This window comes from Streptomyces sp. NA04227, from assembly GCF_013364195.1.
Lineage (GTDB): Bacteria > Actinomycetota > Actinomycetes > Streptomycetales > Streptomycetaceae > Streptomyces.
This window is the reverse complement of record NZ_CP054918.1, coordinates 1079157-1102500: the sequence shown is the minus strand read 5'-3', so window position 1 is coordinate 1102500 and position 23344 is coordinate 1079157. Positions and strand designations below refer to the sequence as shown.

The 23344-nt window shown below is 70.1% G+C and carries 15 protein-coding genes, 2 rRNA genes and 1 pseudogene (1 of these 18 running past the window's edge); 15 read left to right on the top strand and 3 right to left on the bottom strand.

The window, feature by feature from the left end; translation table 11 throughout:
* The 4 genes and pseudogenes from HUT18_RS04470 to HUT18_RS33255 form a co-directional block, all read left to right on the top strand.
* Positions 1–2987, top strand: a 23S ribosomal RNA gene (locus HUT18_RS04470); it begins 130 nt to the left of the window's first position.
* Between the two features lie 138 nt (positions 2988–3125).
* Positions 3126–3242, top strand: a 5S ribosomal RNA gene (rrf, locus tag HUT18_RS04465).
* Between the two features lie 220 nt (positions 3243–3462).
* Positions 3463–4152, top strand: a pseudogene (locus HUT18_RS34125) (tetratricopeptide repeat protein); the annotation flags it as partial.
* A 603-nt stretch (positions 4153–4755) separates the two neighbouring features.
* Entirely contained in the window at positions 4756–5763 is a 1008-nt protein-coding gene (locus tag HUT18_RS33255; RefSeq protein ID WP_254878929.1) for a tetratricopeptide repeat protein, read from the top strand.
* Between the two features lie 323 nt (positions 5764–6086).
* Here the strand turns inward: HUT18_RS33255 and HUT18_RS04455 are convergent, their stop codons facing one another.
* Positions 6087–7373, bottom strand: coding sequence for a DUF1015 family protein (locus HUT18_RS04455; RefSeq protein WP_176097989.1), 1287 nt, complete (start codon positions 7371–7373; stop codon positions 6087–6089).
* Between the two features lie 71 nt (positions 7374–7444).
* Between HUT18_RS04455 and HUT18_RS04450 the strand changes: the two genes are divergently transcribed.
* From HUT18_RS04450 to HUT18_RS04435, 4 genes are all read left to right on the top strand, one after another.
* Positions 7445–8473 (top strand): HAD-IIA family hydrolase, encoded by a 1029-nt coding sequence (locus HUT18_RS04450; RefSeq protein WP_176104288.1) that lies wholly within the window; start codon positions 7445–7447, stop codon positions 8471–8473.
* A 147-nt stretch (positions 8474–8620) separates the two neighbouring features.
* Positions 8621–9664 (top strand): iron ABC transporter permease, encoded by a 1044-nt coding sequence (locus tag HUT18_RS04445; RefSeq protein ID WP_176097987.1) that lies wholly within the window; start codon positions 8621–8623, stop codon positions 9662–9664.
* Positions 9661–10689, top strand: a complete 1029-nt coding sequence (locus HUT18_RS04440; RefSeq protein WP_176097986.1) for an iron chelate uptake ABC transporter family permease subunit — start codon at positions 9661–9663, stop codon at positions 10687–10689. The genes HUT18_RS04445 and HUT18_RS04440 overlap by 4 nt, the downstream gene beginning before the upstream one ends.
* Positions 10690–10837: 148 nt before the next feature.
* Positions 10838–11650 carry an ABC transporter ATP-binding protein gene (locus tag HUT18_RS04435; protein ID WP_176097985.1) on the top strand — a complete coding sequence of 271 codons (813 nt, stop codon included), beginning with the start codon at positions 10838–10840 and terminating at the stop codon, positions 11648–11650.
* 90 nt (positions 11651–11740) lie between these two features.
* On the opposite strand, the gene HUT18_RS04430 is transcribed toward HUT18_RS04435, so the two are convergent.
* The gene (locus HUT18_RS04430; RefSeq protein ID WP_176097984.1) at positions 11741–12088 is read right to left on the bottom strand and encodes an SCP2 sterol-binding domain-containing protein; all 348 of its coding nucleotides are present in this window, start codon (positions 12086–12088) and stop codon (positions 11741–11743) included.
* 174 nt (positions 12089–12262) lie between these two features.
* On the opposite strand from HUT18_RS04430, the gene HUT18_RS04425 reads away from it, so the two are divergent.
* From HUT18_RS04425 to HUT18_RS04400, 6 genes are all read left to right on the top strand, one after another.
* Positions 12263–12625: a hypothetical protein gene (locus HUT18_RS04425; RefSeq protein WP_176104287.1), complete on the top strand. Its 363-nt coding sequence runs from the start codon at positions 12263–12265 to the stop codon at positions 12623–12625.
* A 65-nt stretch (positions 12626–12690) separates the two neighbouring features.
* Positions 12691–13506 carry a TlyA family RNA methyltransferase gene (locus HUT18_RS04420; protein WP_176097983.1) on the top strand — a complete coding sequence of 272 codons (816 nt, stop codon included), beginning with the start codon at positions 12691–12693 and terminating at the stop codon, positions 13504–13506.
* Complete coding sequence (locus tag HUT18_RS04415) at positions 13503–14408, top strand: NAD kinase (RefSeq protein WP_176097982.1); 906 nt, start codon at positions 13503–13505, stop codon at positions 14406–14408. Before HUT18_RS04420 ends, HUT18_RS04415 begins: the two co-directional genes overlap by 4 nt.
* A gap of 181 nt (positions 14409–14589) precedes the next feature.
* Complete coding sequence (gene recN / locus HUT18_RS04410) at positions 14590–16308, top strand: DNA repair protein RecN (protein ID WP_176104286.1); 1719 nt, start codon at positions 14590–14592, stop codon at positions 16306–16308.
* Positions 16309–16661: 353 nt separating this feature from the next.
* Positions 16662–17852 (top strand): glycosyltransferase family 4 protein, encoded by a 1191-nt coding sequence (locus HUT18_RS04405; protein ID WP_176097981.1) that lies wholly within the window; start codon positions 16662–16664, stop codon positions 17850–17852.
* 70 nt (positions 17853–17922) lie between these two features.
* Positions 17923–19251 (top strand): hypothetical protein, encoded by a 1329-nt coding sequence (locus HUT18_RS04400; RefSeq protein WP_254878417.1) that lies wholly within the window; start codon positions 17923–17925, stop codon positions 19249–19251.
* A gap of 87 nt (positions 19252–19338) precedes the next feature.
* On the opposite strand, the gene HUT18_RS04395 is transcribed toward HUT18_RS04400, so the two are convergent.
* The gene (locus HUT18_RS04395; protein ID WP_176097980.1) at positions 19339–21141 is read right to left on the bottom strand and encodes a glycoside hydrolase family 15 protein; all 1803 of its coding nucleotides are present in this window, start codon (positions 21139–21141) and stop codon (positions 19339–19341) included.
* A gap of 477 nt (positions 21142–21618) precedes the next feature.
* Here HUT18_RS04395 and HUT18_RS04390 point away from each other — a divergent pair, with 477 nt between their 5' ends.
* The gene (locus HUT18_RS04390; RefSeq protein WP_176097978.1) at positions 21619–23295 is read left to right on the top strand and encodes a CTP synthase; all 1677 of its coding nucleotides are present in this window, start codon (positions 21619–21621) and stop codon (positions 23293–23295) included.
* The last annotated feature ends 49 nt before the right edge of the window (positions 23296–23344 follow it).

Here is a 23344-nt window from a genome sequence, read left to right as displayed (position 1 = left end):
GGCAGTCGTCATGGGCTGTCACCCTTGCCTGAACACATAGGGCATGTGGAGGGAACGCGGGGAAGTGAAACATCTCAGTACCCGCAGGAAGAGAAAACAACCGTGATTCCGGGAGTAGTGGCGAGCGAAACTGGATGAGGCTAAACCTCAAGCGTGTGAGACCCGGCAGGGGTTGCGCTTGGGGTGTTGTGGGATCTCTCTTCTGTCGTCTGCCGGCGGCAGGACGAGTCAGAAACCGTTGATGTAGGCGAAGGACATGCGAAAGGTCCGGCGTAGAGGGTAAGACCCCCGTAGCTGAAACATTAGCGGCTCGTTTGAGAGACACCCAAGTAGCACGGGGCCCGAGAAATCCCGTGTGAATCTGGCGGGACCACCCGCTAAGCCTAAATATTCCCTGGTGACCGATAGCGGATAGTACCGTGAGGGAATGGTGAAAAGTACCCCGGGAGGGGAGTGAAATAGTACCTGAAACCGTGTGCCTACAAGCCGTGGGAGCGTCGGACACACTTTGTGTGTCTCGTGACTGCGTGCCTTTTGAAGAATGAGCCTGCGAGTTTGCGGTGTGTTGCGAGGTTAACCCGTGTGGGGAAGCCGTAGCGAAAGCGAGTCCGAATAGGGCGGTTTAGTAGCGCGCTCAAGACCCGAAGCGGAGTGATCTAGCCATGGGCAGGTTGAAGCGGAGGTAAGACTTCGTGGAGGACCGAACCCACCAGGGTTGAAAACCTGGGGGATGACCTGTGGTTAGGGGTGAAAGGCCAATCAAACTCCGTGATAGCTGGTTCTCCCCGAAATGCATTTAGGTGCAGCGTCGTGTGTTTCTTGCCGGAGGTAGAGCACTGGATAGGCGATGGGCCCTACCGGGTTACTGACCTTAGCCAAACTCCGAATGCCGGTAAGTGAGAGCGCGGCAGTGAGACTGTGGGGGATAAGCTCCATGGTCGAGAGGGAAACAGCCCAGAGCATCGACTAAGGCCCCTAAGCGTACGCTAAGTGGGAAAGGATGTGGAGTCGCAGAGACAACCAGGAGGTTGGCTTAGAAGCAGCCATCCTTGAAAGAGTGCGTAATAGCTCACTGGTCAAGTGATTCCGCGCCGACAATGTAGCGGGGCTCAAGCGTACCGCCGAAGTCGTGTCATTGCAGCAATACTCCCAACGGAGGCTGTGATGGGTAGGGGAGCGTCGTGTGCCGGGTGAAGCCGCGCCGGAAGGCAGTGGTGGACGGTTCACGAGTGAGAATGCAGGCATGAGTAGCGATACAAACGTGAGAAACGTTTGCGCCGATTGACTAAGGGTTCCTGGGTCAAGCTGATCTGCCCAGGGTAAGTCGGGACCTAAGGCGAGGCCGACAGGCGTAGTCGATGGATAACCGGTTGATATTCCGGTACCCGCTGTAGAGCGTCAAACATTGAATCCAGTGATGCTAAGCCCGTGAAGCCGTTCCGGACCCTTCGGGGAATGGAAAGTGGTGGAGCCGGTGACCCGAGCTGGTAGTAGGTGAGTGATGGGGTGACGCAGGAAGGTAGTCCATCCCGGGCGGTGGTTGTCCCGGGGTAAGGGTGTAGCCCGTCATCTAGGTAAATCCGGATGGCACGTGGGTGAGACCTGATGCCGAGCCGATTGTGGTGAAGTGGATGATCCTATGCTGTCGAGAAAAGCCTCTAGCGAGTTTTATGGCGGCCCGTACCCTAAACCGACTCAGGTGGTCAGGTAGAGAATACCGAGGCGTTCGGGTGAACTATGGTTAAGGAACTCGGCAAAATGCCCCCGTAACTTCGGGAGAAGGGGGGCCATTTCTGGTGATGAGCTTCGCGCTCTGAGCTGGGGGTGGCCGCAGAGACCAGCGAGAAGCGACTGTTTACTAAAAACACAGGTCCGTGCGAAGCCGTAAGGCGATGTATACGGACTGACGCCTGCCCGGTGCTGGAACGTTAAGGGGACCGGTTAGTCACATTTCGGTGTGGCGAAGCTGAGAACTTAAGCGCCAGTAAACGGCGGTGGTAACTATAACCATCCTAAGGTAGCGAAATTCCTTGTCGGGTAAGTTCCGACCTGCACGAATGGCGTAACGACTTCTCGACTGTCTCAACCATAGGCCCGGTGAAATTGCACTACGAGTAAAGATGCTCGTTTCGCGCAGCAGGACGGAAAGACCCCGGGACCTTTACTACAGTTTGATATTGGTGTTCGGTTCGGCTTGTGTAGGATAGGTGGGAGACTGTGAACTCTGGACGCCAGTTCAGGGGGAGTCGTTGTTGAAATACCACTCTGGTCGTGCTGGATGTCTAACCTGGGTCCGTGATCCGGATCAGGGACAGTGTCTGATGGGTAGTTTAACTGGGGCGGTTGCCTCCTAAAGGGTAACGGAGGCGCCCAAAGGTTCCCTCAGCCTGGTTGGTAATCAGGTGTTGAGTGTAAGTGCACAAGGGAGCTTGACTGTGAGACCGACGGGTCGAGCAGGGACGAAAGTCGGGACTAGTGATCCGGCGGTGGCTTGTGGAAGCGCCGTCGCTCAACGGATAAAAGGTACCCCGGGGATAACAGGCTGATCTTCCCCAAGAGTCCATATCGACGGGATGGTTTGGCACCTCGATGTCGGCTCGTCGCATCCTGGGGCTGGAGTCGGTCCCAAGGGTTGGGCTGTTCGCCCATTAAAGCGGTACGCGAGCTGGGTTTAGAACGTCGTGAGACAGTTCGGTCCCTATCCGCTGTGCGCGTAGGAATATTGAGAAGGGCTGTCCCTAGTACGAGAGGACCGGGACGGACGAACCTCTGGTGTGCCAGTTGTTCTGCCAAGGGCATGGCTGGTTGGCTACGTTCGGGAGGGATAACCGCTGAAAGCATCTAAGCGGGAAGCCTGCTTCGAGATGAGTATTCCCACCTCCTTGAGAGGGTAAGGCTCCCAGTAGACGACTGGGTTGATAGGCCAGATATGGAAGCCCTGTAAGGGGTGGAGTTGACTGGTACTAATAGGCCGAGGGCTTGTCCTCAGTTGCTCGCGTCCACTGTGTAGTTCCCAGACAACGAACAGTTGTGCTGGCTGAACAGTTTCACTACTTAATTGAAGAGTGTGCTTGTTCGCTGCCCTGTTCTTTCCCTGCTGATTTCTCGCAGGGGTCTGAAAGGGTTTCGGTGGTCATAGCGTGAGGGAAACGCCCGGTTACATTCCGAACCCGGAAGCTAAGCCTTTCAGCGCCGATGGTACTGCAGGGGGGACCCTGTGGGAGAGTAGGACGCCGCCGAACAATCTTTGAGGACCTGTGGTCCCAGCGTTCACGCTGGGACCACAGGTCCTTTTTTGTATTCCAGGACGCGCGTCCGATAGTCGGCTGCGCGAGAATGATTGCGGTACCGAAGACAGGAGTCACCATGTCCACCAACTCTCCCGAGGACCGACCCGGGCGCGACGAGCGCCGCCGGGACAGTGGGGACCGTGGTGCGGGCCGCCCGGGCGGTCGTCCCAACGACCGTGGTGGATACGGCCGTCGGGACGACAGGGACCGTGGCCGACGCTCCGGTGACGGCGGCGGCGAGGGCCGCCGCGACGACCGTGACCGCGATCGTGGCGGCTACGGGCGTCGTGACGACAACCGTGGCGGCGGGTTCCGCCGCGACGACAACCGAGGCGGAGGATTCCGTCGCGACGACAATCGCGGCGGTGGATTCCGCCGTGACGACCGTGGGGACGACCGTCCGGCGCCCCGTCGTGACGACGACCGTTCTTCCTTCCGTCGTGACGACCGGGGTGACCGCCGGGACGACCGTGGTGGCTTCCGACGTGACGACAGTCGGGGCGGTGGCGGTGGAGGCTTCCGTAGAGAGGGCGGACGGCCCCCCTTCCGCCGTGACGACCGCCGTGACGACCGTCCGGCGCCCCGTCGTGACGACGACCGTTCTTCCTTCCGTCGTGACGACCGGGGTGACCGCCGGGACGACCGTGGCGGCTTCCGACGTGACGACAGTCGGGGCGACAGCCGTGGTGGCGGGTTCCGTCGTGACGAGCGCAACGACCGTCCCGGCTTCCGTCGTGACGACCGTCCGGGCGGCCGGTTCCCGAGGGACGAACGGCGCGACGAGCGGCCGTCGTTCCGGCGGGACGAGGGCGGCGGCTTCCAGCGGGACGACAACCGCGGGGGCGGGTACCGCAGGGACGACGACCGTAAGTCCGGCGGTTTCCGGCGCGATGACAGTCGTGGCGGCGGCGGAGGCTTCCGGCGCGACGACAGGCGTGAGGACAATCGCGGAGGTGGGTTCCGGCGCGACGACCGCAGGGACGACCGGCGCGACGACCGCAGGGACAGCAGGGACAGCGACCGCCGGGACTTCCGCCGGGACGACAGGCGTGACGAGCGGCGCGATGGCGACCGGCAGGGTTTCCGCCGCGACGACCGCCGTGACGACCGGCGCGACGAGGGCCGTGGCGGAGGCTTCCGGCGGGACGACCGCAGGGACGGCGACCGCGGTGGCCGTGGCGACCACGGTGGCTTCCGGCGCGATGACAGGCGCGACGACCGGCGGGACGACCGCCGTGACGACCGGCGCGACGCTCCTCGCGGTGGAGGCTTCCGGGACCGGGACCGGGACGACCGTGGCCGCGGCTTCCGGCGTGACGACGAGCGCGGCCGGTCCGGTGGGTTCCGGGGACGGGACGACCGCCGTGGTGACGACCGCCGCGACGACCGCAGGGACGACCGACGCGGCGGCGGGTACCGCCGGGACGACCGTGACCGTGATCGGGAGCGCGAGCCCGTCAAGCGGCTGCCCATCCCCGAGGACGTCACGGGCGAGGAGATCGACAAGGACGTACGGCAGGAGTTGCTGAGCCTGCCCAAGACCCTTGCCGAGGACGTCGCCAGGAACCTGGTGATGGTGGCCCGTCTGATCGACGAGGACCCCGAGGGCGCGTACGGCTATTCGCGGGTCGCGCTGCGGCTGGCCTCGCGAGTCGCCGCCGTACGTGAGGCGGCCGGGTTCGCGGCGTACGCGAATCAGAAGTACAGCGAGGCGCTGGCGGAGTTCAGGGCGGCGCGCCGGATGACCGGCAACACCGATCTGTGGCCCGTGATGGCGGACTGCGAGCGTGGGCTCGGTCGACCGGAGAAGGCGCTCGACATGGCCGGTGCGCCGGAGGTGCACAAGCTCGACAAGGCGGGCCAGGTCGAGATGCGGCTCGTCGCGGCGGGTGCGCGACGGGACATGGACCAGCTGGACGCGGCCATCGTCACGCTGCAGAGTCCCGAGCTGGCGTCGTCGTCCGTACAGCCCTGGACCGCACGGCTGCGGTACGCCTACGCGGACGTCCTGTTGGAGGCGGGCCGCGAGAGCGAGGCACGCGAGTGGTTCGCGAAGGCGGTGGAGTCCGACAAGGACGGCACCACCGACGCCTCCGACCGGCTCGCCGAGCTGGACGGGATCGAGTTCATGGACGCCATGGACGAGGACGAGGCGGGGTCCGGCGGGACGGCGACGAGGGACGAGGCCGCAGGGCCGCATGACGCGGCGCCCGTCGACGAGGCAGCGGCCGACGATGAGACGGCGGCCGACGACGAGGCGGCAGTCACCGATGAGGCGGCGCACGTGGCCGACGAAGTCACCGTGACCGACGAAGCTCCCGCGACAGACGAAGCCACCGCTGAGGCTGCCGAGACCGTCACGACGGACGAGGACGAGGACGAGGACAAGGACGACGCGGAAGCGGAGGCGGAGGAGGCCGACAACGGCCAGGCCCCCGAAGCCGCCGACCGCGGCACCGACCCGCAGGACTGACTCACCCACGGCTGAGGGGAAGGCCCGTCACCCGGCTTCCCCCTCAGCCCGCGCCCGGAACGAATCTCGCCCGGAGGCTCAATGCCTCCGGGCGAGATTCGTTCCGGCGAGTTCCCTCAGCGGCGACGTCCGCCACCGACAAATACCCTGATCGACAAGTGCCGTGCCGGGCCAGTGCCGTGCCGGAAAGGTGCTTTGCGGGAAGGGTCCCGTACCCGACAAGTCCCCTGATCGACAAATGCCCAGCCCTACAAGCACAGTTGTCGACCCCGGCGGCCCCTCCCGTACAACTCACCCGCAGGGCGCGGTCATCAGCCTCTCCCTCACACCCCAAGGCTCCGCAACACCAGCCCAGTCGCCGGTTTCGGTCCGAACGAGGTGGACTTGCGGGGCATGGTGACGCCCTGCTGGGCGAGCTCGCGTACGACGTCCTCGTCGACGGGGTGCATCAGGACCGCCGTACTGCCGTCGTGTTCGGCCTTGGCGACGGTGGCGACGGGGTCGTGGATGTAGCCGATGCGTTCGGGGGTGTCGGGGATGCGCCAGACGTGGTCGAGCAGGGTCGAGTGCAGGACCGTCGCGTCGAGGGTGCGCCAGGCCTCGGGGAAGCCGGTCGGGACGGTGTCCGCGAGGAGCGCCGGGTCGGGCCGGTCGACGAGGTGGAAGGTGCCGTCGCCGGTCAGGACGAAGGCGTTGCCCTCGGTCACGGCCTCGGCGAGGGCGCGCTGTGCCGCCGCCAGGTCCCGGCCGAGGGTGCGGACCCGGAACGCGCCGTCGAGCGCGGACAGCGCCTGCGACAGGGGTAGTTGGTGCAGCAGCCGGTGGATGGCGCGTACCTGAAGGGGGTAGCGGGCGGTGTCCACGAGCAGGACGAGGCCGAAGTCCCAGGGGCTGGGGCCCCGGCGTTCCTCGCGCAGCCGCAGATAGGTCGCCCAGCGGTGGTGGCCGTCGGCGATCAGTGCCTGGTGACGGGCGAGATCGGCCTGGACGGCGGTGAGTTCGGCGGTCTCGGTCACCGGCCAGAGCGAGTGGCGAACGCCGTCCTCGGTGGTGGTCCGAAGTACCGGCTCGCGGGTCACGGTGCGCTCGATGACCTCGGCGGTCGCGGAGGCGGCGCCGTCGCTGCGGTAGGAGAGCAGCAGCGGTTCGAGGTTCGCGGCCGTGGCGCCCATCAGCGCGGCACGGTCGGCGACGACCGCGTCCATGACGTCCTCGTGCGGCAGGACCACGCCCTCCTCGGGGCGCGAGAGCCGCAGCGCGCCGATCACTCCGCGCTGGAGGAGACTTCCGGTGCGCTGTTCGTAGACGTACAAGCCCGGCGTCTCGTCGGCGGCCAGGATGCCCTCCGCGAGCCAGCGGTTGAGCGTCCCGGCGGCCTGCTCGCCGCGCGCCGAGGGGTCGGCGGCCTGCGGCAGGATGAGACGGACGATGTTGTACGGGTCGGCCGATTCGAGATGGTGCAGACCGTCGGGACGTACCACCACGTCGTACGGGGGCGAGGTCACCGCGGAGAGGGAGCTGACCCGGTCGGGGTCGTAGCGGAGGCCTCGGAACGGGGTGAGTTCGAGACCACGGGGGTGCGGAGTGGCTGGCGGACTTGCGTTCGTCATCCGTGCATCGTATGTGCGTTCACGGCGGGGAAGATGAGCGGGTGAGCGACGTCGAGAGGAACGAGAACACCATGAACCACCCTGTCAGGACGCGGCCCGCAGGCAGCGCCGAGCCCCTCGACAGGGCGTACGACACGGCCCTGCTCGACCTGGACGGTGTGGTGTACGCGGGCGGTGCCGCCATCGCGCACGCGGTGGGGTCGCTGGCCGAGGCCCGCGCGCACGGCATGCACCTGGCGTACGTCACGAACAACGCGCTGCGCACTCCCGACGCGGTGGCCCGGCACCTCACCGAACTCGGCGTCCCCGCCGGCGCGGAGGACGTGATCACCTCGGCGCAGGCGGTGGCCCGGCTCATCGCCGAGCGGATTCCGGCCGGTTCGCGGGTGCTGGTCATCGGCGGCGAGGGGCTGCGGGTGGCGCTGCGCGAGCGCGGGCTCGTTCCGGTCGACTCCGCGGACGACGATCCCGCCGCGGTGGTGCAGGGATACGGCGGGCCCGAACTGCCCTGGTCCCGCTTCGCGGAGGCCTCGTACGCGGTGGCGCGCGGGGTGCCGTGGTTCGCCTCGAACACCGATCTGACCATCCCCGGCGCACGCGGTATCGGCCCGGGCAACGGGGCTGCGGTCGAGGTGGTACGGATCGCCACCGGGGCCGAACCCGAGGTGGCGGGAAAGCCGTTGCCGCCGATGCACCGGGAGACCGTGCTGCGCACCGGCGCACGGCGGCCGCTGGTGATCGGGGACCGTCTGGACACCGACATCGAGGGCGCGTTCAACGGCGGCGTCGACTCCCTGCTCGTCCTCACCGGCGTGACCGACGCCGCACAGCTCCTCGCGGCGGTGCCCGCGCACCGGCCCACGTACGTCGACGCCGATCTGCGCGGCCTGCTCGGGCCGCAGCCCGAAGTCGGCGGCGGCGAGGGCCGGTTCACCTGTGGTGGCTGGACCGCGAGCACTTCCTCCGACGGGCTCGAACTGGCGGGGGAGGGTGCGCCGTTGGACGGGTTGCGGGCGCTGTGCGCGGCGGCCTGGAGCGCCGGGGGTGAGGACGCGTGGCGCGGGGACGCGGGCAAGGCGCTGGCGCGGCTGGGGCTTTGAGGGGGTGAGGGCGGGGCGGCCGGTGGGTGCGAGGCCGGTCCCACCCGCCGGTGGGACCGAATCCCCAGGCGGCTGCCGTTACTGCTGAGGTGACTGCGGCCGACCACCCACCCCCCCCCGTAAAGCAGGGTAGGCTAACCTAACCTTGTGTTGGTTGAAGGTCCTCCCGAACAGCGCACGGCGAGCCCCGTCGTGCCCCGCGCCCGAGGCGCGATACGCGGCGCCGGTCTGCTCGCGGCCGTCGCGGTACTGGCCGTTCTCGCGCTCACGAGTGTCGCCGTCGGCGCCAAACCGCTCTCGCTCGACCAGGTCTGGCACGGCCTCTTCCAGGATTCGGGCACCTTCAGCGACGTCGTGGTCGGTGAGCGGCTCTCGCGCACCGCGCTCGGGCTGCTCGCCGGAGCGGCGCTGGGACTCGCCGGAGCCGTGCTCCAGGCGCTGACCCGCAATCCGCTCGCCGACCCCGGACTGCTCGGCATCAACGCCGGAGCCTCGGCCGCGGTGGTCACCGCCATCACCTTCCTCGGCGTCACCTCGCTGCGCGGCTACGTCTGGTTCGCCTTCGCGGGAGCCGCGGCGGTCGGGGTCCTCGTCTACGCCCTCGGCGGCAGCCGCAGCGCGACACCGGTCCGGCTCGCCCTGGCGGGCACCGCGCTGACCGCGGCCCTGTCCGGCTATCTCCAGGCCGTGATGATCGTCGACGATGCCGCACTGGGCAAAATGCGCTTCTGGACGGTCGGTTCGCTCTCGTACGCCAATGACGAGACCCTGACCCAGGTCCTGCCCTTCCTCGCGCTCGGCACCCTGCTCGCCCTCGCCCTGGCCCGCCCGCTCAACGCCCTCGCCCTGGGCGACGACACCGCGAAGGCGCTCGGCACCCGGCTCGGCCGCACCCGCGCCCTGGCCATGGTCGCGGCCACCCTGCTGTGCGGTGCGGCCACCGCCGCCTGCGGCCCCATCGCCTTCGTCGGCCTGATGATCCCGCATGTCGTACGCGGCCTGACCGGCCCGGACATGCGCTGGATCCTGCCGTACTCGGCGGTGCTCTCGCCGGTGCTGCTGCTCGGCGCCGACGTGCTCGGCCGGGTGATCGCGCGGCCCGCGGAACTCCAGGTCGGCATCGTCACCGCGGTGATCGGCGGACCGGTCTTCGTCCTGCTCGTACGGCGGCAGAGGATGGCGCAGCTGTGAAGTCGATCCGCACCCGCGCCGGTTACTCGCTGAGGCTCGACATACGCAGCACGGTGGTCGTCACCGGTCTGCTCGCCGCCGCGCTCACGGTGAGCGTCGTCCTCATCGGCACCGGCGACTACCCCATCGGCTTCGCCGACGTGATCCGTACCCTGCTCGGCAACGGCAGCACCGGCCAGGAGTTCGTCGTCAACGACCTGCGGCTGCCGCGGGTCCTGGTCGCCCTCCTGGTCGGGTCCGCGCTCGGCCTCGGCGGCGCCATCTTCCAGTCCCTGTCCCGCAATCCGCTGGGCAGCCCCGACATCCTCGGTCTAGGCCAGGGCTCCACGGCGGGCGCGCTCGTCGTCATCGTGCTGTTCGGCGGCACCTCCCTCCAGGTCGCGGGCGGCGCGCTCGTCGGCGGACTGGTCACCGGCCTCGCCATCTACGTACTCGCCTGGAAGCGCGGGGTCCACGGCTACCGTCTGGTCCTGGTCGGCATCGGCGTCTGCGCCATGGTCACCGCCGTCAACGGCTATCTGCTCACCAAGGCCGACCTGGTGGACGCCGCCCGCGCCCTGGTCTGGATGACCGGTTCGCTCTCCGGCCGCGGCTGGGACCAGGTCTGGCCGCTGTGCGCGCTGTGCGCGGTGCTCGTACCCCTGGCACTCGGCGGGGGCCGCGCGCTGCGGATGCTCGAAATGGGCGACGACTGCGCCGGGGCGCTCGGGATACGTGTCGAACGCACCCGCATGCTGCTGATGCTCGCCGCGGTCGTGCTCACCGCCGGTGCGACCGCCGCGGCCGGTCCGGTCGGCTTCGTCGCCCTCACCGCGCCCCAGCTCGCCAAGCGGCTCACCCGGGCGCCCGGACCCAACCTCGGCCCCGCCACCGTCATGGGCGCCGCCCTGCTCGTCGGCGCCGACCTGACGTCCCAACGGGTCTTCGGCGCCGACCAGTTGCCGGTCGGCGTGCTCACCGGGGTCCTCGGCGGCGCGTATCTGATCTGGCTGCTCGTCACCGAGCGCCGGACGGGGCGGATATGAACGGCCGTACGGGGGAGGGGCGGCCGTCAAGGGTTCGGCCGACCCTCCCGTACGCCGCTCACCGTCACCGCCCCCTACGTCCCGAACACCCCCCGACCCCAACCCCGAACCCGACCCCGAACCCGACCCCGAACAGGAGCGTGCCGCAGTGAACCGGCTGATCGCCGACGACGTGACCCTCGGCTACGACCAGCGCGTCATCGCCGAGCGGCTCTCGGTGCAGATCCCCGACAACTCCTTCACCGTCATCGTGGGACCCAACGCCTGCGGCAAGTCGACCCTGCTGCGCGCGCTGGCCCGGATGCTCAAGCCGAGCCGGGGGCGGGTCCTCCTGGACGGGCAGGTCATCCAGTCCGTACCGGCCAAGCAGGCCGCGCGCACCCTCGGTCTGCTGCCGCAGTCCTCCATCGCCCCGGACGGCATCACCGTCGGCGATCTGGTCGCCCGCGGCCGGTATCCGCACCAGGGGCTGCTGCGCCAGTGGTCCCGCCAGGACGAGCAGGTCGTCCGCGAGTCGATGGCCGCCACCGGTGTCGAGGCGATCGCCCGGCGGCAGGTGGACGAGCTCTCCGGCGGGCAGCGCCAGCGGGTGTGGATCGCCATGGCGCTCGCCCAGCAGACGCCCCTGCTGCTGCTCGACGAGCCCACCACCTATCTCGACATCCAGCACCAGATCGACGTCCTGGACCTGTGCGCCGAACTGCACGAGGAGCAGGGCCGGACCCTCGTGGCCGTACTCCACGACCTCAATCACGCAGCCCGTTACGCCACCCATCTGATCGCGCTGCGGGAGGGCCGGGTCGTCGCGGAGGGCGCGCCCGGCGACATCGTCACCGCACAGCTCGTCGAGGAGGTGTTCGGCCTGCGGTGCCAGGTCATCGAGGATCCGGAGACCGGGACCCCGCTGGTCGTGCCCGCGGCGCGCGCGGCGCGTACGGCGGCGGTGGGCAAGGGCGTCTGACGGTCGGCGGGGCAGCGGTCACCGGGGAGGGCAGCGGGTAGCGAGTAGCGCGTGGAACCGGCGTTCAACACGGCGCTCCAAGGGGGCCGTTCACAGCAGCCCCCGCAGGCGCAGCAGGTCCCGTAGGGGCGCCTCCACCTTCACCCGGCCCGAGGCCCAGGCCTTGGCGAAGTGGAGTTCGCCGTCGATCATGGCGACCAGGTCGTCGCTGGTCGTGGCGAGGCGGATCTGCGCCTTTCGGGGCGGCGGCCCCGGCACGGTTTCGGCCACGTCGACGCGGCGCGCCCGCAGACGGCCGAGCAGGCTCATGTCGAGGTCGGTGAGGTGGCAGCTCAGCGAGCGGTCCAGCGCGGCGGCCCGGCCCGCGGCGCCCTTGGCCGCGGCCATGCTGTCCGAGAGCCGCTCCAGCGCGGCCCGGCACTCCTCGATCGTGGCCATCGCGCTCGACGCTACCGCAGCCCCGCGCGGTAGCGTCTGGGCATGAGCGACACCATGGCGAGCCCGGACCGGCCGGAGACAGGCACGCTCCCCGGCGCGCACGCGGGCGGGCACGTAGCCGCGGACGCGTCGGCGCACCCGGGCTCGGACGCGGAGGTGCACTCCGGCACGGGCATGGGTACGGACACGGACACGGCGGCGGGCCCGGGTCCCGAGGCGGCCGGTCACGAGTCACCGGCCAGATCCGAGTCACCGGCCGAATCCGATTCCCCGACCGGGGCCGAGCCGCAGCTCCCCGCCGAGCCGGAGTACGATCCATCGGCCCCCGCGCCGCTCGACGTGGAACGGCAGCAGACGGGGAACGCCGAGGTCGATACGCACCTCGCCCGGCTGGGCGACGCGGACCACCTCGGCACCGACGACCATCTGGCGGTGTACGAGGATGTGCACCGCGGACTGCGGGACACCCTGACCGCCCTCGACAGCAGGCCGGGGCCGCCCGCACCGGGACCCCCGCCGCACGGACACGGCCGCTGACAGCCGGAATCCGGGACACGCCAGGCCGGGGCAACCCGGGCACGGACACAGGAGCTGAACCGAACGTGGCAGGAGTGGCACGCCGCCGCCTCGACGCCGAGCTGGTCCGCCGGAAGCTCGCCCGCTCACGCGAGCACGCCGCCCAGCTGATCGCCGCGGGACGGGTCACCGTCGGCGGCACCACCGCGAGCAAGTCGGCCACCCAGGTGGAGACCAGCGCCGCGATCGTGGTCACCAAGGACGACGACGACCCGGAGTACGTCTCGCGCGGCGGGCACAAACTCGCGGGCGCCCTCGCGGCCTTCGTCCCCCGCGGGCTCGTCGTCCCCGGGCGGCGCGCGCTCGACGCGGGCGCGTCCACGGGCGGCTTCACGGACGTTCTGCTGCGCGCGGGGGCGGCCCATGTGGTCGCGGTGGACGTCGGCTACGGACAGCTCGCCTGGTCCCTGCAGAGCGACGACCGGGTGACGGTCAAGGACCGTACGAACGTGCGCGAGCTCACGCTGGCGGACATCGGCGCGGTCCCGGTGGACCTGGTCGTCGGCGACCTCTCCTTCATCCCGCTCGGTCTGGTGCTGCCCGCCCTGGTGCGCTGCGTCGCCCCGGACGCCGATCTGGTGCTGATGGTGAAGCCGCAGTTCGAGGTGGGCCGGGAGCGGCTGGGCAGCGGCGGTGTCGTACGCAGTCCCGAGCTGCGGGCCGAGGCGGTACGCCAAGTCGCCCAGCAGGCCTGGGCACTTGGGCTCGGAGTGCGAGGCGTGACGGCCAGCCCGCTGCCCGGTCCCTCCGGCAACGTCGAGTACTTTTTGTGGCTGTGCGCCGGTGCTCCCGAGCTGGACCCGGCAGACGTTGACCGTGCCGTCGCGGAGGGGCCACGTTGACCGAGAACCGAGCTCGTACCGTATTCCTGCTCGCCCACACCGGACGGCGGGCGGCCGTCCGCAGCGCCGAACTCGTGGTCCAGGGACTGCTGCGTTCCGGGCTCGGCGTGCGCGTACTGGAGTCGGAGGCGTGCGATCTGCCGCTGCCGGCCAGTGTCGAACTCGTCGCCGAGGCGACCCCCGGGGCCCTGGACGGCTGTGAACTGCTCATCGTTCTCGGCGGCGACGGCACCCTGCTGCGCGGCGCCGAATTCGCCCGCGCCTCCGGGGTGCCGATGCTCGGGGTGAACCTCGGCCGGGTCGGCTTCCTCGCCGAGGCCGAACGCGACGACCTCGACAAGGTGGTCGACCGGGTGGTCAGCCGCGCCTACGAGGTGGAGGAGCGGATGACCGTCGACATCGTCGTGCACAGCAACGGCGATGTGGTCCACCGGGACTGGGCGCTGAACGAGGCCGCGGTGCAGAAGGTCTCGCCCGAGCGGATACTCGAAGTCGTCCTGGAGATCGACGGGCGGCCGGTGTCCGGCTTCGGCTGCGACGGAATCGTCTGCGCGACGCCCACCGGTTCGACCGCGTACGCCTTCTCCGCGGGCGGACCCGTGGTCTGGCCGGAGGTCGAGGCCCTCCTGATGGTCCCGATCAGCGCGCACGCCCTGTTCGCCAAGCCCCTGGTCACCTCGCCCGATTCGGTGCTCGCCGTGGAGGTCCAGCCGCACACCCCGCACGGCGTGCTGTGGTGCGACGGGCGCCGTACCGTCGAACTGCCCGCCGGGGCGCGGGTGGAGGTACGCCGGGGCGCCGTCCCGGTACGCCTCGCACGGTTGCACCACGCCTCGTTCACCGACCGGCTCGTCGCCAAGTTCGCGCTGCCGGTGTCGGGCTGGCGCGGGGCGCCGCAGTAGACGGCACGGAGGTACGTCGCCGGGACGAGGCGCTCGCCGCCGCCCGGTCGGGACCCGCCCACTCAGGCGGGTGACCCCCCTCCCGTGCGCACGGCCGTCACCTGCGTCTTCGTACCCGTAGCCCGGGGCCCGTCGCACAGCGGGCGCCGGACCTCGTAAGGTCGTGTCCGTGTTGGAGGAGATGCGGATACGGTCGCTCGGAGTCATCGACGACGCGGTCGTCGAATTGTCGCCCGGATTCACCGCCGTCACCGGTGAGACCGGGGCGGGCAAGACGATGGTCGTGACCAGCCTTGGGCTGCTCCTCGGCGGCCGCGCCGACCCCGCCCTGGTGCGGATCGGCGCGAAGTCGGCCGTGGTCGAGGGCCGGATCACCGTGCCCGAGGGCGCGGCGGCCGCGGTGCGTGCCGAGGAGGCCGGTGCCGAACTCGACGACGGCTCGCTGCTGATCAGCAGAACCGTCTCCGCCGAGGGCCGCTCCCGCGCCCATCTCGGCGGGCGCTCGGTGCCCGTCGGCGTACTCGGCGAACTCGCCGACGAACTCGTGGCCGTGCACGGCCAGACCGACCAGCAGGGCCTGTTGAAGCTCTCCCGCCAGCGGCAGGCGCTCGACCGGTACGCGGGCGACGCGGTGACCGGGCCGCTCGCCAAGTACACGGCGGCCTACCGCCGGCTGCGCACCGTCACCGGGGAACTCGACGAGATCACCACCCGGGCCCGCGAGCGCGCGCAGGAGGCCGACCATCTGCGGTTCGGCCTGGAGGAGATCGCCGCCGTCGAGCCACGCCCCGGCGAGGACACCGAACTGGCCGCCGAGGCCGAGCGGCTCGGCCACGCCGAGGCACTCGCCTCCGCCGCCACCGCCGCCCACGCGGCGCTGGCGGGCAACCCCGAGGACCCCGAGGGCGTCGACGCCAACACGCTGGTCGCGGGCGCCCACCGGGCCGTCGAGGCGGTCCGCTCGCACGACCCCTCGCTCGCCGACCTGGCCGACCGCATCGGCGAGATCGGCATCCTGCTCGGGGACGTGGCCGGTGAACTCGCCGGATACGCCGACGACTTGGACGCCGACCCGCTGCGGCTCGCGGCGGTGGAGGAACGCCGGGCCGCGCTCGGCCAGTTGACCCGCAAGTACGGCGAGGACATCACGGCCGTCCTCACCTGGGCCGAGCAGAGCGCGGCCCGCCTGGGCGAACTCGACTCGGACGACGACCGGATCGGCGAACTCGCCGCCGAACGCGACGCACTGCACGGCGAACTCGGCGCCCTGGCACAGGAGTTGACCCAGGTGCGCCGGGCGGCCGCGGAACGCTTCGCGGCGGCCGTCACCGAGGAACTCGCCTCCCTGGCCATGCCGCACGCCAGGGTCTCCTTCGAGCTCCGCCAGACCGAGGCACCGGACGGCGTGGAGGTCGACGGCAGGACGGTCGCCTACGGCCCGAGCGGGGTCGACGAGGTCGAGCTGCTGCTCGCCCCGCACCCCGGCGCGCCGCCCCGGCCGATCGCCAAGGGCGCCTCGGGCGGTGAGCTGTCCCGGGTGATGCTCGCCGTCGAGGTGGTGTTCGCGGGCACCGACCCGGTACCCACCTATCTCTTCGACGAGGTGGACGCGGGCGTCGGCGGCAAGGCGGCGGTCGAGATCGGCAGGCGGCTCGCCCGCCTCGCCAAGTCCGCGCAGGTCGTCGTGGTCACCCACCTTCCCCAGGTCGCCGCCTTCGCCGACCGGCAGTTGCTGGTCGAGAAGACCAACGACGGTTCGGTGACCCGGTCCGGGGTGAAGGTCCTCGACGGCGAGGAGCGCGTACGCGAACTCTCGCGCATGCTGGCCGGCCAGGAGGACTCCGAAACGGCCCGTGCCCACGCGGAGGAACTGCTCGCCGCGGCGCGGTCCGACGCCTGACGAGCTGTCCCGGCGCGGGGAGCTCCGGCTCCGCCGCAGCACCGCGCCGCCGTCCGTCAACGTCCGTTCCCGCTTCCCCCTTTCAGGTGGAGCGACACCCTGCGCTCACCCCGGGGACGCGGTCGCGACTCCGCCATGACGCCCCGGTGACCGCCTGGGCCTGGCATTCTGTGCCCACGGGCCCAAATGCCGTCCCCGGCCGGTCCTGCCGTGTCGTACGGGTCGTAGGAGTCGTACGCGTTGTCCGTGTCATATCCGTCGCATCTGTCGTACCCGTCGTATCTGTCGTACCAGCGCCTGCCGTCGGTCCCGTCCCCGGGCCGGGCGGCCCACGAAACGAGGAACAGCGCCCAGTGAGCACCGTCGCGCCGCGCGGCACCGCGCCGTTGCACACCGTGCAGGTGCTCGGCGGTCGCAGCGCGGGCAGTGGGGCGCAGGTGCGTGCGCTGGTGGGCGGTCTGGTGGCGCGCGGGGTGAGCGTCACGGTGTGCGCGCCGCGCGAGGCCGAACTCCTGCACCGCTTCGGTGACTTGGGGGCGCGGCATGTGCCGGTGCCCCGGCGTGGCGACCCGGCGGCGCTCGCCGCGCTGCGGCAGGCCTGTGCCACGGCCGACCTGGTGCACGCGCACGGACTGCACGCGGCGGCCAGGGCCCGGCTCGCGCTCGGCGCGCGCACCGTGCCGATGGTGGTCACCTGGCACGCCGGGGCTCCGTCGAGCGGCGCCAGGGCCCGGCTCCAGCAGCTCATGGAGCGCAGGGTCGCCCGTGCGGCCTCGGTCGTCCTGGCCACCTCGCCGGAACTCGTGGACCGGGCCCGCGCCCGGGGCGCGCGCGACGCACGCCTCGGTTCGCTCGCGGCCTTCCCCGGCGCCGAGCCCGCCGACCCGCACGTCCCGGAACCCGCCGAGCCGTCCCTCGCGCGGCAGCGCACCGAGGCCGAGCAGCGCACCGACGCCGAGAAGACCCGGGCCGAACTGGGCGCCGTGGGCCGCCCGTTGCTCCTGACCGTGGCCGCCCTCCAGGCGGGCCGAGGGCACGACACGCTCCTCGACGCGGCCGGACTCTGGCGCCCCCTGGCGCCGCAGCCACTGCTCCTCGTCGCGGGGGAGGGCCCGCTGTGGGCCGCGCTCCAGCGGCGTATCGCGCGCGAGGACCTGCCGGTACGGCTGCTCGGTCGCCGCACGGATGTCCGGGAGCTGCTCGCCGCGGCGGACGTCGTCCTCGTACCGCACAGCCGCGAGGTGCCCTCGGTCCTCGCCCGGGAAGCACTGCTCGCCCAGGTGCCGCTGGTGGTCGCGGCCTCCCCGGGGATGAGTGAACTGGTCGGCGCGGCAGCGGAGTTGGTGCCTCCGGACGACCCGGGCGCGCTGGCGGCCGCGGTCACCGCCCTGCTCTGTGAGCCGCGCCGCCGCGCAGCCCTCAGGCTCACCGCACGTACGCAGACCCGGAGTTGGCCCACCGAGGACGACATGGTCGCCCAAGTACTCAGTGTCTACGACGAGTTGACCGGCCAAGCGGAACCTCCGCGACCGGCCCGGAGGTAGGGCCAACCCCCTGTCGACTCGGGCGGCTGCCCCAGTGTGCCGAAGGCGCCTGGAACGGCAGAGTCGCACCATGATCATTCACCAGCGTTCAACACGCCGTCCGAAGACCGCCGTACGCGCATCCGCGACCGCCGCCCTCGCCCTGACCTGCGCCCTCACCGCGCTCCTCGCGACCGGCTGCGGCGACGAAGGGAGCAACGAACAGCACAACGAAACGCACAACCAAACGCACAACGAAACGCGCGACAAACCGCCAGGCCCTTCGGCCACCCACCAGCCGCCGGGTGAAGGGAAGTCCGGGGAGCGCGGCGAGATCGTCTCGGCGACGCCCGTCGCGGACCTGGACGCCGAACAGGTCGCCGCCCTGCTGACCGGGACCGGCATGGACCCGGCGCAGGTCCGCCACGGCGTCCGCGCTCACCGGATCGTGTACCGCACCGTCGGCACCGACGGCGAACCCACCACGGCCAGCCAACTCGTCGTACTGCCCAAGAACGACGCACGCGAACTGCGGGCCGTGTCCTGGCTGCACGGCACCGAGGTGTACCGGGGCGAAGTCGCCTCGGTGAACGACGAGTCCGCCGACCGGGCCGCCGCCCTGCTGTTCGCCTCGACCGGCCGCGCGGTGTCCGCCCCGGACTACCTGGGCCTGGGCAAGGGCCCCGGAATCCACCCCTACGGCCACCCGAAGGCGACCGTGACCGCCTCGGTCGACGCCCTGCGCGCCGCCCGGGAGTTCGCCCGGCGAGACGGCCGCGACGTCGGCCGGCGCGTGTTCATCAGCGGCTTCTCGCAGGGCGGGCCCGCCACGATGCTGGTCGGCCGCGCCCTGCACGACGGCGTCGACCCGTACTTCCGGCCGGCCGCCCTGGCCCCGATCGCCGGACCGTTCGACCTCAGTGGCTTCGAGGCCGCCGCGGCCGACGACAAGGTCGCCCGTTCGTCGCTCTACCTGGCCTACTTCAGCACCGCGTGGAACAGGCTGTACGGCCTCTACGAGAAACCCGACGAGGCCTTCCGTGCCCCGTACGGCAAGGAGATCGAGACCCTCTTCGACGGCAACCACAAGGCGCCGCAGATCGCGGCCGCACTGCCAAAGACCTCCAAGGACCTGTTCACCGAGGACTTTCTGCGAAAGATCCGCACCCCCACCGGGGAGCTGCGGGAAAAGCTCACGGAGATGGACAACACCTGTGACTGGCGGCCCGACGTCCCGGTGCACCTGTTCCACGCACCGGGCGACAAGGACGTCCCGTACGCCAACTCCCTGCACTGCCAAGGCCAGTTGACGGCCCGCGGCGCCGACCAGAAGCTCACCGACATGGGCACGCTCGACCACTACGGGACGGTCCTCGAGGCCGTTCCGCAGGTGGCCAGGGAGTTCGACGCCGCTTCCTGAACCGACAAGTCCCGGCTCCCGTACGCGAGTTGTACGGGAGCCGGGACCGGTTCTGTCCGGTTCTGTCCGTGCGGGCGCAGGCCTCGGCTAGCCGCCGTACGCCCCCGACGCCGTGAGCCGCAGCGCCGTGTCGATCAGGGGGACATGGCTGAACGCCTGCGGGAAGTTGCCCACTTGGCGCTGGAGCACCGGGTCCCACTCCTCGGCGAGCAGCCCGAGGTCGTTGCGCAGGGCGAGCAGCCGCTCGAACAGCTTGCGGGCCTCGTCGACCCGGCCGATCATCGCGAGGTCGTCGGCCATCCAGAACGAGCAGGCCAGGAAGGCGCCTTCGTCGCCGGACAGACCGTCCACACCCTCCTCCTCGCCGGAGGTCGGGTAGCGCATGATGAACCCGTCCGGGGTGGACAGCTCCCGCTGGATCGCCTCGATGGTGCCGATGACCCGCTTGTCGTCGGGCGGCAGGAAGCCCATCTGCGGGATGAGCAGCAGCGAGGCGTCCAGTTCCCGCGAACCGTAGGACTGGGTGAAGGTGTTGCGCTCCGGGTCGTAGCCCTTCTCGCAGACGTCACGGTGGATCTCGTCGCGCAGTTCGCGCCACTTCTCCAGCGGTCCCTCCGCGTCCCCGGACTCGATGAGCTTGATGGTGCGGTCGACCGCGACCCAGGCCATCACCTTGGAGTGCACGAAGTGGCGGCGCGGGCCGCGCACCTCCCAGATGCCCTCGTCCGGCTCGTTCCAGTGGTCCTCCAGGTGCCGGATCAGCCTGATCTGGAGCAGCGAGGCGTGGTCGTTGCGGGCCAGGCCCGTCATGTGCGCCAGGTGCAGCGCCTCGGTGACCTCGCCGTAGACGTCCAGTTGGAGCTGGTGCGCGGCGCCGTTGCCGACCCGGACCGGGGTCGAATTCTCGTAGCCGGGCAGCCAGTCCAGTTCCGCCTCGCCGAGCTCACGCTCACCGGCGATCCCGTACATGATCTGCAGGTTCTCCGGGTCGCCCGCCACCGCACGCAGCAGCCACTCGCGCCAGGCGCTCGCCTCGTCCCGGTAGCCGGTGCGCAGCAGCGAGGAGAGCGTGATGGCGGCGTCGCGCAGCCAGGTGTAGCGGTAGTCCCAGTTGCGCAGCCCGCCGATCTCCTCGGGCAGCGAGGTGGTGGGGGCGGCGACGATGCCGCCGGTCGGCGCGTAGGTCAGCGCCTTCAGGGTCACCAGCGAGCGGATCACGGCCTCCCGATAGGGCCCGTGGTACGTGCACTGGTCGGTCCACTCGCGCCAGAAGTCCAAGGTCGCGTCGAGCGACTGCTCCGGCTCCGGCAGCGGCGGCGGCTCGTGGTGCGAGGGCTGCCAGGAGATCGTGAAGGCGATCCGTTCCCCGGGCGAGACGGTGAAGTCCGCGTACGTGGTGAGGTCCTCGCCGTACGTGTCCACACCGGTGTCCAGCCACACCGAGTCGGGGCCCGCGACGGCGACCGTACGGCCGTCGACCTTGTGCACCCACGGCACGATCCGGCCGTACGAGAAACGCATCCGCAGCGCGGAGCGCATCGGCACCCGGCCGGTGACGCCCTCGACGATGCGCACCAGCTGCGGTGCTCCGTCGCGCGGAGGCATGAAATCGGTCACTCTGACCGTGCCCCGCGGAGTGTCCCACTCCGATTCCAGGATCAGGGAGTCGCCGCGGTAGCTGCGCCGTGTGGCAGCGGCCGGATCCGAGCCGTGCGCAGGCGCCGGTCCCAGTCTCCAGAAGCCGTGCTCCTCGGTGCCCAGCAGTCCCGCAAAGACCGCGTGCGAGTCGAAGCGGGGCAGGCACAGCCAGTCGACCGTGCCGTCCCGGCAGACCAGCGCGGCGGTCTGCATGTCTCCGATAAGTGCGTAGTCCTCGATGCGCCCGGCCACGTACATCTCCAGTCAAAACGGCCACGGTGCCCGCTCGGGGGCCTTGCAGTGCGGGTCAAGGATTCTGTGTGAATCGCCAGCTCATGAGCTCTTTGGGAGAAAGACGCGGCTCGTGGCAGCGGCGTTCCCCGCGTCACTCGGACACCCGGTTCAGGGCGCGCCACGTGCCCGGGTCCCGTGCTCGTCGGCGAGTGGTCCGAGCAGGATACGTCCGACTTGAAGGTTCCGTGCACCGTCTTCGGCAACCTGGGTGCGCCGAACGGGCGGCCGGTGGGTGACTTGCGCGGCATTGCGTGCGCGGAGCGTGGCCGGAAGCAGACCCTCCCGGTCGCTGTTACCCTGGTAGCCCGTGGACCGGTGGGCGAGGCCCCCGACCGCAGCGGCACCGCCCCAAGTGATCAGAGCACGCTGTCGAGCGCCTGAAAGCCGGGCCCGCGCCGCACTCCAGACCGCGACCACGGGAGCCCCCTCTTGGCCATGCCGCCCCGATCCTCGAACTCGACGACCAAGCACATCTTCGTCACCGGGGGTGTCGCCTCCTCCCTCGGCAAGGGGCTCACGGCCTCCAGCCTGGGTGCGTTGCTGAAAGCCCGTGGCCTCAAGGTCACCATGCAGAAGCTCGACCCGTATCTGAACGTCGACCCGGGCACGATGAACCCCTTCCAGCACGGTGAGGTGTTCGTCACCAACGACGGCGCCGAGACCGACCTGGACATCGGTCACTACGAGCGCTTCCTCGACGTCGACCTCGACGGCAGCGCGAACGTCACCACCGGCCAGGTCTACAACACGGTCATCGCCAAGGAGCGCCGCGGCGAGTACCTCGGCGACACCGTGCAGGTCATCCCGCACATCACCAACGAGATCAAGCACCGCATTCGACGCCTGGCCACCGGCGCCGATGACATTGACGTGGTCATCACCGAGGTCGGCGGCACCGTCGGCGACATCGAGTCGCTGCCGTTCCTGGAGACCGTCCGCCAGGTCCGCCACGAGGTCGGCCGGGACAACGTGTTCGTGGTGCACATCTCGCTGCTCCCTTACATCGGTCCTTCGGGTGAACTCAAGACCAAGCCCACCCAGCACTCGGTCGCCGCGCTGCGGAACATCGGTATTCAGCCCGATGCGATCGTGCTCCGCGCCGACCGGCACGTGCCGACGTCGATCAAGCGCAAGATCTCGCTGATGTGCGACGTCGACGAGGCCGCCGTGGTCGCCGCCATCGACGCCAAGTCGATCTACGACATCCCCAAGGTGCTGCACACCGAGGGCCTGGACGCCTACGTCGTGCGCAAGCTCGACCTGCCGTTCCGCGACGTCGACTGGACGACCTGGGACGACCTGCTGGACCGGGTGCACAAGCCGGACCACGAGGTCACCGTCGCCCTGGTCGGCAAGTACATCGACCTGCCCGACGCCTACCTGTCGGTCACCGAGGCGCTGCGGGCGGGCGGCTTCGCCAACCGGGCCCGGGTGAAGATCAAGTGGGTCACCTCGGACGACTGCAAGACCGCGGCCGGTGCCGAGGAACAGCTCGGCGACGTGGACGCGATCTGTGTCCCCGGCGGCTTCGGCGACCGCGGTGTCGGCGGCAAGGTGGGCGCGATCCGCTTCGCCCGCGAGAACCGCATCCCGCTGCTCGGCCTGTGCCTGGGCCTCCAGTGCATCGTCATCGAGGCCGCGCGCAACGTCGCGGACATCCCGGACGCCAACTCCACCGAGTTCGACTCCGGCACCGCGCACCCGGTGATCTCCACCATGGCCGAACAACTCGACATCGTCGCCGGTGAGGGCGACATGGGCGGCACCATGCGGCTCGGCATGTACCCGGCCAAGCTCGCCGAGGGCTCCATCGTGCGCGAGGTGTACGACGGCAAGGAGTACGTCGAGGAGCGCCACCGCCACCGCTACGAGGTCAACAACGCCTACCGGGCCGAGCTGGAGAAGAAGGCGGGCCTGCAGTTCTCCGGCACCTCCCCGGACGGCAAGCTCGTCGAGTACGTCGAGTACCCGCGCGACGTGCACCCCTATCTGGTCGCCACGCAGGCGCACCCCGAACTGCGCTCGCGCCCGACCCGCCCGCACCCGCTGTTCGCGGGCCTGGTGAAGGCCGCCGTCGCCCGCCGCCAGGAGGCGTCCGGCACCGCGGGCTGAGCAGGACCGGGATAACGTTGCCGGGGTGTGCGCCGCAGGGCGCGCACCC

What these genes read in the sequence shown, in the direction of transcription:
- HUT18_RS04430 (WP_176097984.1), bottom strand. Translation starts at nt 12,088, where the DNA reads ATGGCCACGATCGAGGAGTGCCGGGCCGCGCTGGAGCGGCTCTCGGAC.
- HUT18_RS04455 (WP_176097989.1), bottom strand. Translation starts at nt 7,373, where the DNA reads ATGACGAACGCAAGTCCGCCAGCCACTCCGCACCCCCGTGGTCTCGAA.
- HUT18_RS04450 (WP_176104288.1), top strand. Translation starts at nt 7,445, where the DNA reads ATGAACCACCCTGTCAGGACGCGGCCCGCAGGCAGCGCCGAGCCCCTC.
- HUT18_RS04390 (WP_176097978.1), top strand. Translation starts at nt 21,619, where the DNA reads ATGCCGCCCCGATCCTCGAACTCGACGACCAAGCACATCTTCGTCACC.
- HUT18_RS04425 (WP_176104287.1), top strand. Translation starts at nt 12,263, where the DNA reads ATGGGTACGGACACGGACACGGCGGCGGGCCCGGGTCCCGAGGCGGCC.
- HUT18_RS04400 (WP_254878417.1), top strand. Translation starts at nt 17,923, where the DNA reads ATGATCATTCACCAGCGTTCAACACGCCGTCCGAAGACCGCCGTACGC.
- recN (WP_176104286.1), top strand. Translation starts at nt 14,590, where the DNA reads ATGCGGATACGGTCGCTCGGAGTCATCGACGACGCGGTCGTCGAATTG.